This is a genomic window from Curtobacterium sp. JUb34, assembly GCF_003755065.1.
GTDB lineage: Bacteria > Actinomycetota > Actinomycetes > Actinomycetales > Microbacteriaceae > Curtobacterium.
This window is the reverse complement of sequence record NZ_RJVH01000002.1, coordinates 240414-253738: the sequence shown is the minus strand read 5'-3', so window position 1 is coordinate 253738 and position 13325 is coordinate 240414. Positions and strand designations below refer to the sequence as shown.

Below are 13325 nucleotides of genomic sequence, written 5' to 3'. Positions count from 1 at the left end.
CGGGGTCAGTTCAGGGCGAACCAGATCTGGTACATCCGGTAGACCATGACCGCGACGGTGAACGCACCGGCACCGAGGACGACGGTGCTCCACTTCGTGCGGTCGACGAGCGCCCAGACGATGGCAGCCGGCGGCACCAGGAGCACCGACACCGCGTACACCCCGAACTCGAGGGCGTTGCCGTCCGGCGGGCTGCCCGTCGCGGGGAGCACGATCGAGATGACGCCCTGCGCCAGGAGCAGGACCTCGATGAGCGCGAGGGACCCGACGGTGTAGTCGTTGGGCTTCCAGCCGATGAACCCGACCACGACGGCGAACAGCCCGGCCAGGACGGCGACGACGAGCTGGACCCACATGAACCACTCGATCACGCGTGCGCCCCGTTCTGCGGAGCCGGCGCAGGAGCGGCAGCCGGCGCGGGAGCGGCAGCCGGCGCCGGGAAGTTCGTGATGACCCGGAGCAGTCCGCGCCGGACCGAGACCAGTCCGACGAGGCGGTCGTCGGCGGCCGCCACCGCGGCCACCGGGTCGTCCGAGTCCGGGTGGTCGGCCGCGACGCGCTTGCCGTCGGTCAGGTCCTTCGCCGCGGCCGCGTCGAGCGACACCGAGGAGAACAGGCGACGCGCCACGACGGCCGGACGCGCGAGCGCAGCGCGGACGTCGACCGCGTCGTCCTCGAGGTCGATCGCGTCGGCCACGTCGAACGGACCGACCTGGGTGCGGCGGAGCGCGGTGAGGTGGGCACCGGTGCCGAGGGCCGCGCCGACGTCGCGCGCGAGGGCCCGGACGTACGTGCCGGACGAGCAGGTCACGACGACGTCGAGGTCGACGACCGGCACCTCGGCGCCGTCGACCGTGACTGTGCGGTCGTTCCGGCCGGTGACGTCGAACCGCGAGACGGTGACCGTGCGGGACTGCAGCTCGACGGTCTCGCCCTTGCGCGCGAGGTCGTACGCACGGCGCCCGTCGACCTTGATCGCGCTGACGGTGGAGGGGACCTGGTCGATCTGGCCGCGCTGTTGGGCGACGGCACGTTCGACGGCTTCGTCCGTGACGTCCGCGGCAGCCACGCCGGTCGCGGCGGTCGGGGTGCCGTCGGCATCGTCGGAGTCCGTGGACACGCCGAGCCGGATGGTGGCGGTGTAGGTCTTGCCGAGGCCGACCAGGTGGGTCAGCAGCCGGGTGGAGTGCCCGATGCCCAGGAGCAGCAGCCCGGTCGCCATCGGGTCGAGGGTCCCCGCGTGCCCGACCTTCTTCAGACCGAGGCGGCGGCGGGCGATCGACACGACGCGGTGGCTGGAGATCCCCTGCGGTTTGTCGACGAGGAGGATGCCGTCCGGCACGGTTTCGAGCACCAGAGGAGATTACCAGCGCCGGTCAGCAGGCGTCGTTCCACTCGCGACGGGGGTGCTCGGGATCGGTGACGTCGAGGACGGCGGAGGCGGCGATCTTGACGTCCGCGCGGCGTTCCAGCCGACCCGCTTCCTGCTCGACCCACAGCGACCAGCGCCAGAGACCGCGGACACCGGGAGCCAACAGCCCGTGCCCGTGCACGACCAGCACGCCGTCCCCGGCACCGGTGGTGCGGAACGGGGTCACCACCTCGGCGCGCAGCGTGTCGGGGGCGGTGGACGGCGCGGCGGCGGCCATCGCGGACACCCCGTGCTGCTGGAAACCGGCCACCAGCGCCGCGGCGACGTGTTCGAGATCGGTGCCGTCCTGACCGTCGATGCCGATCACGGTCCGGTTCGTGCCGACCTGCGCGATCGCCTCCGCAGCGATCGCGGCCATCGTGTCGGTCTCTTCGGGTGCCCAGCGTGCCATGCGTCCACCGTAGGCTGTCGTGGTGAACGCGAGCAGGGCCTCCCGACCGGATGTGGACAACGCGAGCGTCCCCGACATCGCGCCCCCGTTGATCAGCTGGTTCCGACAGGAGGCCCGCGACCTGCCGTGGCGTCGCCCCGGCTTCCCCGCCTGGGGCACGCTGGTCAGCGAGATCATGCTGCAGCAGACGCAGGTGGCGCGCGTCGTCCCCCGACTGGAGGCGTGGCTCACCCGGTGGCCGACGCCTGCGGACCTCGCGGCCTCACCCCCGGCGGATGCGGTGCGCGCCTGGGACCGGCTCGGCTACCCGAGACGCGCGCTCGCGCTGCACGCAGCCGCGACCGTGATCGCGAACGAGCACGGCAACGTCGTGCCGCGGGACGTCGATGCGCTGCTCGCACTCCCCGGCATCGGCGACTACACGGCACGGGCCGTGGCGGTGTTCGCGTACGGCGACCGGCACCCGGTCGTGGACGTCAACGTGCGGCGGGTGCTCAAGCGCGCGCTCCTCGGCCAGGGCGAACCCGGGCCGGCGAAGGCGAAGGACGACCTGCCGCTGATGGAGTCCGTGCTGCCCGCCGACCGCGACGACGCCGCTGCGACGAACGCTGCGGTGATGGAACTCGGTGCGCTCGTGTGCGTCTCCCGCTCCCCCGCGTGCGACGCCTGCCCGATCGCCGACCGCTGCGCCTGGCGAGCCGCCGGCTACCCAGACCACGACGGCCCGCGCGCGCCGAAGCAGGCGAAGTTCGCCGGCAGCGACCGGCAGGTGCGCGGCCTGGTGATGGCCGAGCTGCGGGCGAGCGACGTACCGGTCGCCCGGTCCGAGATCGAACTGGTCTGGCCGGACGCCGAGCAGCGGGACCGGGCGCTCGCGTCGCTGCTGCGCGACGGGCTGGCGGTCGGCGACGACACGACCGGGTACCAGCTGCCGGACGCCTGATGCACGACCGCCCGGGGCGCGACCGCCGGACGCACGAACGCCCCGCTGCACACGGTGCGGCGGGGCGTTCGGACACGCGCTGACTAGGCCCGCTCGGCGTCCTGCTCGTCGTCGGACTCGTCGTCCTCGTCCTCGTCGCGCTTGTACGGGTCGGCGTCGCCGGCGTACGTCGCGCCGACCGAGGCGGCACGCACCTGCTCGTCACGCACCTGGGCCTGCACGAGCAGGTCCTCCATGTGCGCGGAGGTCTCCGGCAGCGCGTCGGCGATGAACTCCAGCGACGGGGTGAGCCGCGCCGTGATGTTCTTGCCGACCTCGGAGCGGAGCATGCCGGTCGCCGCCTTGAGCGCGGCAGCGGAATCGGCGCGTTCCTCGTCGGTGCCGTACACGGTGTAGAAGACCGATGCGTGCTGCAGGTCTCCGGTCACGCGGACGTCGGTGATCGTCACGAACCCGAGACGCGGGTCGCGCAGACCCTTGTCGAGACGGCGTGCGACGACTTCCTTGATGCGGTCCGCCATCTTGCGTGCGCGCTGCGGATCGGCCATGGGTGCCTCCTGAGGCAGTGGCGGGACGTTTCCCGCCGGTGGTTCTGCGTGGAAAGGGGTCGGGCCCCGACCTCCCGGAACGGGAGGCCGGGGCCCATCTGGACTCGCACCTCCCGTACGGGGAGGCCGGGGCCCAGGGTGGTCACACGATCAGTCGCGCGGCTTCTCGACGAGCTCGGTGGTCTCGATCTCGTCACCGATCTGGATGTCGTTGAACTTGCCCAGACCGATACCGGCCTCGAAGTCCGTGCGGACTTCGGTGACGTCGTCCTTGAAGCGACGGAGCGACTCGATCGCCAGTCCGTCGGCCAGGACCACACCGTCACGGATGACGCGCGCCTTGGCGTTGCGCGTGATCGTGCCGGAGCGGACGATGACACCCGCGATGTTGCCGAACTTCGAGGAGCGGAAGACCTCTCGGATCTCGGCGACACCGGACTGGACCTCTTCGTACTCGGGCTTGAGCATGCCCTTGAGGGACTGCTCGATGTCGTCGAGTGCGTTGTAGATGACCGAGTAGAAGCGCACGTCGATGCCTTCGCGCGCCGCACGCTCACGGGCCTTGACGTCCGGACGGACGTTGAAGCCGACCACGATGGCGTTGTCGATCGTGGCGAGGTCGATGTCCGACTCCGTGATCGCACCGACACCGCGGTGGAGGATGCGGAGCTGGACGCTGTCGTCGACCTCGATGTCCAGGAGCGACTGCTCGAGTGCCTCGACGGCACCGGAGACGTCACCCTTGATGATGAGGTTGAGCGAGTCGACCTTGCCCTCTTCGAGTGCACGGGTGAAGTCCTCGAGCGAGATGCGCTTGCGGGCCTTGGCCAGCTGGGCGTTGCGCTCGGCGGCCTCACGCTTCTCGGCGATCTGACGTGCCGTGCGGTCCTCTTCGGTGACGAGGAACGTGTCACCGGCGCGGGGCACCGAGGACAGACCCTGCACCTGGACCGGGCGGCTCGGCGTGGCGGCCTTGACCGCGACACCGTTCTCGTCGGTCATCGCACGGACGCGGCCGTACGCCGTGCCCGCCACGATGGCGTCGCCGACGTGCAGCGTTCCGGACTGGATGAGGACGGTCGCCACCGCACCGCGGCCCTTGTCGAGCCGTGCTTCGATCGCGACGCCGCGGGCGTCCTTGTCGGGGTTCGCACGCAGGTCGAGCCCGGCGTCAGCGGTGAGCAGCACGGCGTCCAGGAGCTCCTGGATACCGATGTTCTGCCGAGCCGAGACGTCGACGAACATGACGTCTCCGCCGTACTCCTCCGCCACCAGGTTGTACTCGGTGAGCTGCTGGCGGACCTTGGCCGGGTTCGCGCCTTCCTTGTCGATCTTGTTCACCGCGACCACGATCGGCACGTTGGCCGACTGCGCGTGGTTCAGCGCCTCGATCGTCTGGGGCATGATGCCGTCGTCCGCCGCGACCACGAGGATCGCGATGTCGGTGACCTGCGCACCACGAGCACGCATGGCCGTGAAGGCCTCGTGACCCGGGGTGTCGATGAACGTGATCGGACGCTCGATGCCCTCGTGCTCGGTGACGATCTGGTACGCACCGATGTGCTGGGTGATGCCACCGGCTTCACCCTCGACGACCTTCGAGTTCCGGATCGCGTCGAGCAGTCGCGTCTTACCGTGGTCGACGTGACCCATGACGGTCACGACGGGGGGACGGACCTGCAGGACGGAGTCGTCCTCGTCGGCGTACTCGGCATCGATGTCGATGTCGAAGCCCTCGAGGAGCTCCTTGTCCTCGTCCTCAGGCGAGACGATCTGGATCTTGTAGCCCAGCTCGTCACCGAGGACCTCGAACGTGGCCTCGTCCAGCGACTCGGTCGCGGTCGCCATCTCACCGAGGTGGAACAGCACCGTGACCAGGTTGCCGGGCATGGCGTCGATCTTGTCCGCGAAGTCCGAGATGCTCGCACCGCGACGGAGTCGGACGACCGTGTTGCCGTCACCACGAGGGACCTGCACACCGCCGAGCGACGGGGCCTGACGCATCTCGTACTCGGCGCGCTTCGTCCGCTTCGACTTGCGGGCACGGCTCTTGCCGCCTCCGCGACCGAACGCACCAGCGGTACCGCCACCGGGGCCACGACCACGGCCACCGCCACCGGCGGGACGCGGGCCGCTGAAGGCCGGACGCGGGAAGCCGCCACCGGCACCGCCGCCGGCACCCGGACGGGCGCCACCGGGGCCGCCACGACCGCCACCCTGGCCCGGGCGCTGCCCGAAGCCGTTGGGACGGTTCGCCTGACCGGGTCCACCCGGACGCGGTGCACCCGGACGCGGGACGCCGGGACGCGGGGGCTGCGGACGCGGGATGCCCGCTCCGCCGGCACCAGCGGCGGGGCGCTGGCCCATGCCCTGGTTCGACGCGAACGGGTTGTTGCCGGGGCGCGGCGGGCGCGAGCCCATGCCCTGGTTCGACGCGTAGGGGTTGTTGCCCGGACGTGCTCCGGGCTTGGGGCCACCGGGCTTCGGACCGGCAGCGGCGGGCTTGGCACTCGAGCCGGGCTTCACCGCGTCGGTCTTCGGCTCGTCGCCGGCGGACTCGGCCGGCTGCGTGGCGGCCTGCTGCTCGGCGGCGGCCTTCTCGGCACGGGCCTTCTGTGCGGCCTCGGCCTCGGCCTGTCGCTGGGCGACGGACTTCGGTGCTGCCGGGGTCGGGACGTCCTCGGCCGCAGGTGCTGCCTGGACCTCGGGCTCGGGAGCGGGTGCCGGACGGACCGGGCCGGGGCGCGGGCCGCCGGGCTTCGGCGCGCCGGACTTGGGCGTGCTGCTCTTCGCCGGCGTGCTCGGCGCGGGGGCCGAGGCTGCGGGCTTGGATGCCGGGACGCCGTCCGCCTGCAGGGCGGCACGGAGCTTCCGGGCAACGGGGGGCTCGATGCTCGAGCTGGCACCCCGGACGAACTCTCCGAGCTCCTTGAGCTTCTCGAGTGCGGTCTTGCTGTCGACGCCGAGTTCGCTTGCGATCTCGTGTACGCGTGGTTTAGCCACTGTTCTCCTTCACGGGTCCCACCCCGTAAAGGGCAGGACTCAATGGATGACGGGTCTCATTTCGAGCCGCTCATCAGTTGTCCATAAGCCGTTCAGCCTGTTCTGTCATGTCCGGGCGCTCGGTCGACTCCTGTGGGAGACCGACGATGTGGTCGAGCACCGCGGACGTGTCGGGATCGCGATCCAACCGGAGCGCACGGCGGAAAGCCCTGCGCTTGACGGCCAGATCGTAGGCATCGACGGTCGGCGTGAGCCATGCTCCCCGGCCCGGCATGACTGCCTTCGGATCCGCCACGACGCGGCCATCGCTCAGGGCGACGACTCGGAGGAGTGAGGATCGGGAAGCGCGACGACGACTGCCGATGCACGTTCTGACGGGAACCACTCTACTCCTTGCCTCGGACGTGCGCGATCCGGCGCGCCCTTGTGGACACGCCGGCGGCGAAATCGCCCTAGTCGTCGCCGTCCAGGATGGAGTCCGGCTGGATGTCGATCCGGGCCCCGGTGAGCTTGGCGGCGAGGCGGGCATTCTGCCCTTCCTTGCCGATCGCGAGCGACAGCTGGTAGTCCGGCACGAGCGCGCGGACGGCCTTGGTCGATGCGTCGAGCACGAAGGCGCTCGTCACCTTGGCCGGCGACAGGGCACTCGCGACGAACGCCGACAGGTCCGGGGACCAGTCCACGATGTCGACCTTCTCGGCGCCGAGCTCGTTCGTGACGGCACGGACGCGCGCGCCGAGCTCGCCGATGCAGGCACCCTTCGCGTTCACGCCGGGCTCGTTCGCCTTGACCGCGATCTTCGTGCGGTGACCGGCTTCACGCGCGAGCGACGTGATCTCCACGACGCCCGAGGCGATCTCCGGCACCTCGAGGGCGAAGAGCTTCCGGACCAGGCCCGGGTGCGTGCGCGACACCGTGATCTGCGGACCCTTGTTGCCACGGGCGACGCTCGTCACGTACACGCGGATGCGGGAACCGTGGGCGTAGGACTCCCCGGGGACCTGTTCCTCCGGCGGCAGGATCGCCTCGACCGTGCCGAGGTCGACCATCACCATGCGCGGGTTCGGTCCCTGCTGGACCACGCCGGCGACGATGTCGCCTTCCTTGCCGCGGAACTCGCCGAGGATCTTGTCGTCGCCGATGTCGCGCAGGCGCTGGTTGATGACCTGCTTCGCCGCGAACGCCGCGATGCGGCCGAAGTCGCTGGGCTGGTCGACGGCTTCACCGATGACGGTGCCCTCGTCGTCGAGCTCGGGGACGTAGACGCTGACCTCGCCGGACTTGCGGTCGAGCTCGACACGCGACTGCGCGTGGGCCGGCTCGCCGTTCTCCTCGGCGTGCTTCTGGTAGGCGGTCAGGATGGCAGATTCGATGATCTGGACCAGTTCGTCGAACGGGATCTCCCGCTCGCGCTCCATGAGTCGCAGGACTGCGAGATCGATCTTCACCGAGGTGCCTCCGTATTCAGATGAGTCGCTCCTGCGGATGGAACCGTCGCAGAAGTCGGCCACAAGCGTACCGCACTGCGGCTCGCGGACCCGAGCACGGATGCACGGGAGGCCCGTGGCGGCGTCGCCACGGGCCTCCCGTCCGTCAGGTGGTCGCGTCCAGGACGCGACCCGCTAGATCGCGCGGACCGCGTCGAGCAGCTCGGCGACCGGCACGTCGCGGCGTTCGCCGCTGGCCCGGTTCCACAGCTCGACGACGCCGTCGGCGGCGCCGCGGCCGGCGACGACCACGATCGGCATGCCGAGCAGCTCCGCGTCGCGCAGCTTCACACCCGGCGAGACCTTCGGACGGTCGTCGTAGAGCACGTCGAACCGCTCGCCCTCGAGCTCGGCGACGATCGACGTCGCCAGGTCGTAGGCGACCTGGTCACGGCCGGTCGCGACGATGTGCACGTCGAACGGCGCGACGTTCTTCGGCCAGGCCAGGCCCTTCTCGTCGTTGTGGGCCTCGGCCAGGATCGCCAGGATGCGCGTCACGCCGATGCCGTACGAGCCCATCGTGACCGTCGCGAGCTTGCCGTTCTCGTCCTGCACCTTCAGGCCCAGGGCCTCGGCGTACTTGCGGCCGAGCTGGAAGACGTGCCCGATCTCCATGCCGCGGGCGGTCTCGAGCGGGCCGGAGCCGTCGGGCGACGGGTCCCCCGCGCGGACGTCGGAGACCTCGGCGACACCGTCGGCCACGAAGTCACGGCCGGCGACGAGGCCGGAGACGTGCACGCCGCGCTCGTTGGCGCCGGTGACCCAGGCGGTGCCGTCGACCACGCGCGGGTCGACGAAGTACCGGATGCCCGTGGCGCTGTCGGCGCCGAGGACCTGCGGGCCGATGTAGCCCTTGATCAGGCCCTTGTGCTTCTTGAAGTCGTCGTCGCCTGCGGCTTCGACCTCGGCCGGGGCGAACGCGACCTCGGCACGCTTCAGGTCGACGTCGCGGTCACCGGGGAGCCCGACGACCACGACCTCGCGCGTGCCGTCCAGGTGGGTGAGCGCGAGGACGACGTTCTTCAGCGTGTCCGCCGCGGTCCACGGCGCACCGTCGCGCGGCGCGACCTCGTTCGCGTGGGCGACGAGCGTGTCGATCGTCGGGGTGTCGGACGCGGGCAGGAGCACCGCCTCGGGCTGGCCCTCGATCGGCAGCGACGCGGGCACGGGCGTGACGTAGGCCTCGACGTTCGCCGCGTAGCCGTTCGCGCTGCGGACGAAGGTGTCCTCGCCGACGGCGATCGGGTGCAGGAACTCCTCCGACTTGGAGCCGCCCATCGCGCCGGCGTCCGCCTTGACGATGACGTACTCGAGGCCGAGGCGCGCGAAGATCTTCTCGTACGCGTCGCGCATCACCTGGTAGCTACGCTCGAGGCCCTCGTCGGTGAGGTCGAACGAGTACGCGTCCTTCATGGTGAACTCGCGACCGCGCAGCAGGCCGGCGCGGGGCCGTGCCTCGTCGCGGTACTTGTCCTGGATCTGGAACAGCGTGACGGGCAGGTCCTTGTACGACGAGTACAGGTCCTTCACCAGCAGCGCGAACATCTCTTCGTGCGTCGGGGCGAGCAGGTAGTCGGAACCCTTGCGGTCCTGCAGGCGGAACATGCCGTCGCCGTACTCGGTCCAGCGGTTCGTCGCCTCGTACGGCTCGCGCGGCAGCAGCGCCGGCAGCAGGACCTCCTGCGCACCGGCGGCGACCATCTCGTCGCGGATGATCCCCTCGATCTTGGCGCGCACCCGGAGACCGAGTGGCAGCCAGGCGAAGATCCCCGGGGACTGGCGACGGACGTACCCGGCGCGGACGAGCAGCTTGTGGCTCGTCACCTCGGCGTCGGAGGGGTCGTCGCGGAGGGTACGGAGGAACAGATGCGAAAGCCGTGTGACCACAGGGCCAGCCTAGCGGCGTGCGCGCACCGCGCGGGGCGCGGGCGGACGCGCACCGTGCGAGGTTCGCCGGCGGGTGCGGCGCCAGCCGCACCGTGCGCCGTCACGAGCTCGCACCGGACTGCTGAGCCGTCACGGGCCCGCGAAGTCCGCATGGTGCGGACGGGACGCCCGGCGCCAGGCCGCCACCGGCCTCCCGTCCGGCACGACCGCGACGCCCGGGGCGGGCTCACGTGCACCGTGCGAAGTTCGCCGGCGGGTGCGGCGAGAGCCGCGCCGTGCCGCCTTCTGACCCTGCACCGAGCCGCCAACCCGGCACAGAGTGACGGAATCCGCACGGTGCCGGAGCGCGGCCTACGGGGTGGTGATGACCTCGGGGCTGCCGAGCGCGGCCTCGGGACCCATCTCGTCGGCGATGCGGTTCGCCTCGGCGATGAGCGTCTGCACGATCTCGTGCTCCGGCACCGTCTTGACGACCTTGCCCTTGACGAAGATCTGGCCCTTGCCGTTGCCCGACGCCACGCCGAGGTCGGCCTCGCGGGCTTCGCCCGGGCCGTTCACGACACAGCCCATGACGGCGACGCGCAGGGGGACGGACATGCCCTCGAGCCCCTTGGTGACGTCGTTCGCCAGCTGGTAGACGTCGACCTGGGCCCGGCCGCAGCTCGGGCACGAGACGATCTCGAGCTTGCGCTCGCGCAGGTTGAGGGACTGCAGGATCTGCAGGCCGACCTTGACCTCTTGCGCGGGCGGCGCGGACAGGGACACGCGGATGGTGTCGCCGATGCCCTCGGCCAGCAGAATGCCGAACGCGGTGGCGCTCTTGATCGTGCCCTGGAACTCCGGGCCGGCCTCGGTCACACCGAGGTGCAGCGGCCAGTCACCGGCGGCGGCGAGCTGTCGGTAGGCCTTGACCATGACGATCGGGTCGTTGTGCTTGACCGAGATCTTGAAGTCGTGGAAGTCGTGCTCCTCGAACAGGCTGGCTTCCCACACGGCGGACTCGACGAGTGCCTCGGGCGTGGCCTTGCCGTACTTCTGCAGCAGGCTCGGCTCGAGCGACCCGGCGTTGACACCGATGCGCAGGCTCACCCCGGCGGCCTTCGCTGCGGCGGCGATCGCGCCGACCTGGTCGTCGAACTTGCGGATGTTGCCCGGGTTCACGCGGACCGCGGCGCAACCGGCGTCGATCGCCTGGAACACGTACTTCGGCTGGAAGTGGATGTCTGCGATCACCGGGATCTGCGACTTCTTCGCGATGATCGGCAGCGCGTCGGCGTCCTCCTGCGTCGGCACCGCGACCCGGACGATGTCGCAGCCGGACGCGGTGAGCTCGGCGATCTGCTGCAGCGTCGCGTTGATGTTCGTCGTCGGGGTCGTGGTCATCGACTGGACGGACACCGGAGCGTCGCCGCCCACGAGCACCTTGCCGACCCGGATCTGGCGCGACTTGCGTCGGGGGGCGAGGGTTTCGGGCGACTTGGGCATACCGAGGTTCACAGCGGGCACGTGAGCACTCTACGCGCTCGCTCTGATCGGCCAGCCCCGGTCACACCGGACGTTCAGAGCCGCGAGGCGTCGTCCACCACGGTGATGAGCGGCGCGTACAACCGCATCGCGTCCAACGCCCGCTCGTGGTCCGCGTCGCTCGCCCCGGCGCACGCGTCCGCCACGACCGTCACGGCCGCTCCGGCGTCCGCCGCCGCCAGGGCGGTCGACAGCACGCAGCAGTCGGTCGACACGCCCGTCAGCACCAGGTGCGGGTGGTCACCGACGACTGACTGGAGGCCCGTCCCCCACTTGCCGAACGTCGGCTCGGTCACGACGGGGTCGTTCCGGTCCCCTGCCGCACTCGCGAATGGTTCGGTCAGCGCGTACAGCGGGTCGGCGTCCGGCACGAGGGCGAAGGGCCACTCGCGGTAGTACGGCACCCAGGCGCCCTGCGGGCGCTGGGGCGCGACGAACCGGGTGAACACCGTGCGGCCGGTGAACCGGGGCAGCAGACGTTCGATGCCGGCACCGGCGTGGTCGTACCGCGGGGCCGCCCACGGGGACTCCCCCGTGAAGACCTGCTGCATGTCGATGACGACGAGCCAGGCATCGTCGGGGACGATCGTGCTCCCCGACGTGCTCACCGCTCCGCTCACCGCTGTGCTTCCTGGCGCCGGACGGAGCCCCGGGCGAACAGCAGGGTGCCGAGGAACCCGACGACCAGGGCGACCAGCACTCCGAGGTTCGCGTAGGCCCAGGCACCGTCGCGTCCGCCGAGCCCGAACGGCTCGAGCAGGTAGCCCTGCCACGACAGCCACGCCGGCGACGCCAGCGTCACCAGGCCCCACCCGAGCGCCGTGCCGACCGCGACCAGGGCGATCGCACCCCACCGGACGTCGCCGTACCGGCCGTGACGGTCGTCGAGCTCGCCCTCGGCGTACGCCGCGCGACGCAGCAGGACGTCCGCGACGAAGATGCCGGCCCACACCGCGATCGGCACGCCGAGGGTGATGAGGAACGCCTGGAACGGCTTGGCGAAGCCCGTCGCGAAGAAGACGATGTAGATCGCACCCGCCACCATGAACACACCGTCGACCCCGGCGGCGACCGGCCGCGGGATCTTCACGCCGACGCTCAGCAGCGCGAGGCCCGACGAGTAGATGTCGAGCACCGCGCCGCCGACGAGCCCGAGGATCGCGACGAGGGCGAACGGGATGAGGAACCACACCGGCAGGATCGTGGTGAGCGCGCCGATCGGGTCGTCCTGGATCGCGGCGTTCAGGTCTGGTGACGAGCCGGCGAGCAAGACACCGAAGACCACGAGGATCGCTGGTGCCAGCGCTCCACCGAAGGTCGTCCAGCCGACGACTCCCCCGGTGGACGACGACCGCGGCAGGTACCGCGAGTAGTCGGCCGCGGCGTTCACCCAGCCCAGCCCGAAGCCGGTCATCACGAGCACGAGCGCACCGATGAACTGCTGGGCACTGCCCGTCGGCATCGCGGCGATCGCGGCGAAGTCGATGGACGGCACCGCGAGCACGACGTAGACGACGGTGAGCACCCCCGTGATGACCGTGATCCAGGTCTGCAGGCGCATGATCACGTCGAAGCCCGCGACGCCGGCCCCGACCACGAGCGCGGCGACCACGACGAGGGCGACGACCTTCGTCAGCACCCCGCCGTCCGAGCCGAGCTCGGTGAACACCGTCGAGGTCGCGAGGACCGCCAGTGCGGCGAGGGCCGTCTCCCACCCGACGGTGAGGATCCAGCTGAGGAACGAGGGCAGCCGGTTGCCGCGGACCCCGAAGGCCGCGCGGCTCAGCACCATCGTCGGCGCCGACCCGCGTTTGCCGGCGATCGCGACGATGCCGCACAGCAGGAACGAGAACACCACCCCGATGACCGAGACGACGGTGGCCTGCCAGAACGAGATGCCGAACCCGACGACGAAGGACCCGTAGGCGATGCCGAGGACGGAGATGTTCGCCGCGAACCACGGCCAGAACAGTCCCCGCGGGGTGCCCTTGCGGTCGGACTCGGCGATGACGTCGAGGCCCTGTCGTTCGACGGTGCGGACCTCGGGCGCGGCGGTGGTGGGCCCGGAGTTCGTGGGCGCTGTGCTCATCCGCTGAGCGTAGCGCCGGAG

At 70.9% G+C, this 13325-nt stretch carries 12 protein-coding genes; 1 reads left to right on the top strand and 11 read right to left on the bottom strand.

What is annotated here, in order from left to right; genetic code table 11:
- Positions 1 to 5 precede the first annotated feature (5 nt).
- Genes EDF63_RS07665 through EDF63_RS07655 form a run of 3 tightly spaced genes read right to left on the bottom strand, consistent with a single transcriptional unit; the run spans position 6 to position 1823 of the window.
- Complete coding sequence (locus EDF63_RS07665; protein ID WP_123312424.1) at positions 6 to 371, bottom strand: hypothetical protein; 366 nt, start codon at positions 369 to 371, stop codon at positions 6 to 8.
- Positions 368 to 1354 carry a tRNA pseudouridine(55) synthase TruB gene (gene truB, locus EDF63_RS07660; protein ID WP_123312422.1) on the bottom strand — a complete coding sequence of 329 codons (987 nt, stop codon included), beginning with the start codon at positions 1352 to 1354 and terminating at the stop codon, positions 368 to 370. The genes EDF63_RS07665 and truB overlap by 4 nt, the downstream gene beginning before the upstream one ends.
- A gap of 22 nt (positions 1355 to 1376) precedes the next feature.
- Positions 1377 to 1823 carry a hypothetical protein gene (locus tag EDF63_RS07655; RefSeq protein WP_148061750.1) on the bottom strand — a complete coding sequence of 149 codons (447 nt, stop codon included), beginning with the start codon at positions 1821 to 1823 and terminating at the stop codon, positions 1377 to 1379.
- Positions 1824 to 1845: 22 nt separating this feature from the next.
- Here EDF63_RS07655 and EDF63_RS07650 point away from each other — a divergent pair, with 22 nt between their 5' ends.
- Entirely contained in the window at positions 1846 to 2766 is a 921-nt protein-coding gene (locus EDF63_RS07650) for an A/G-specific adenine glycosylase (protein ID WP_395871611.1), read from the top strand.
- 83 nt (positions 2767 to 2849) lie between these two features.
- Here EDF63_RS07650 and rbfA read toward each other — a convergent pair whose 3' ends face one another.
- The 8 genes from rbfA to EDF63_RS07610 all read right to left on the bottom strand — a co-directional run bounded on the left by rbfA (position 2850) and on the right by EDF63_RS07610 (position 13304).
- Entirely contained in the window at positions 2850 to 3314 is a 465-nt protein-coding gene (rbfA, locus tag EDF63_RS07645; protein ID WP_123312419.1) for a 30S ribosome-binding factor RbfA, read from the bottom strand.
- A 150-nt stretch (positions 3315 to 3464) separates the two neighbouring features.
- On the bottom strand, positions 3465 to 6317 hold the full coding sequence (gene infB, locus EDF63_RS07640) for a translation initiation factor IF-2 (protein ID WP_123312418.1): 2853 nt from the start codon (positions 6315 to 6317) through the stop codon (positions 3465 to 3467).
- A gap of 73 nt (positions 6318 to 6390) precedes the next feature.
- Positions 6391 to 6846: a YlxR family protein gene (locus EDF63_RS07635; protein WP_123312417.1), complete on the bottom strand. Its 456-nt coding sequence runs from the start codon at positions 6844 to 6846 to the stop codon at positions 6391 to 6393.
- On the bottom strand, positions 6770 to 7765 hold the full coding sequence (gene nusA, locus EDF63_RS07630) for a transcription termination factor NusA (protein WP_111083890.1): 996 nt from the start codon (positions 7763 to 7765) through the stop codon (positions 6770 to 6772). Before nusA ends, EDF63_RS07635 begins: the two co-directional genes overlap by 77 nt.
- A 174-nt stretch (positions 7766 to 7939) precedes the next feature.
- Entirely contained in the window at positions 7940 to 9691 is a 1752-nt protein-coding gene (locus EDF63_RS07625) for a proline--tRNA ligase (protein WP_123312416.1), read from the bottom strand.
- 351 nt (positions 9692 to 10042) lie between these two features.
- Entirely contained in the window at positions 10043 to 11176 is a 1134-nt protein-coding gene (gene ispG, locus EDF63_RS07620) for a flavodoxin-dependent (E)-4-hydroxy-3-methylbut-2-enyl-diphosphate synthase (RefSeq protein ID WP_111083888.1), read from the bottom strand.
- A 74-nt stretch (positions 11177 to 11250) separates the two neighbouring features.
- Positions 11251 to 11835, bottom strand: coding sequence for a cysteine hydrolase family protein (locus EDF63_RS07615; protein WP_123312415.1), 585 nt, complete (start codon positions 11833 to 11835; stop codon positions 11251 to 11253).
- Positions 11832 to 13304, bottom strand: a complete 1473-nt coding sequence (locus tag EDF63_RS07610; RefSeq protein ID WP_123312414.1) for a cytosine permease — start codon at positions 13302 to 13304, stop codon at positions 11832 to 11834. The genes EDF63_RS07615 and EDF63_RS07610 overlap by 4 nt, the downstream gene beginning before the upstream one ends.
- Positions 13305 to 13325: the final 21 nt, after the last annotated feature.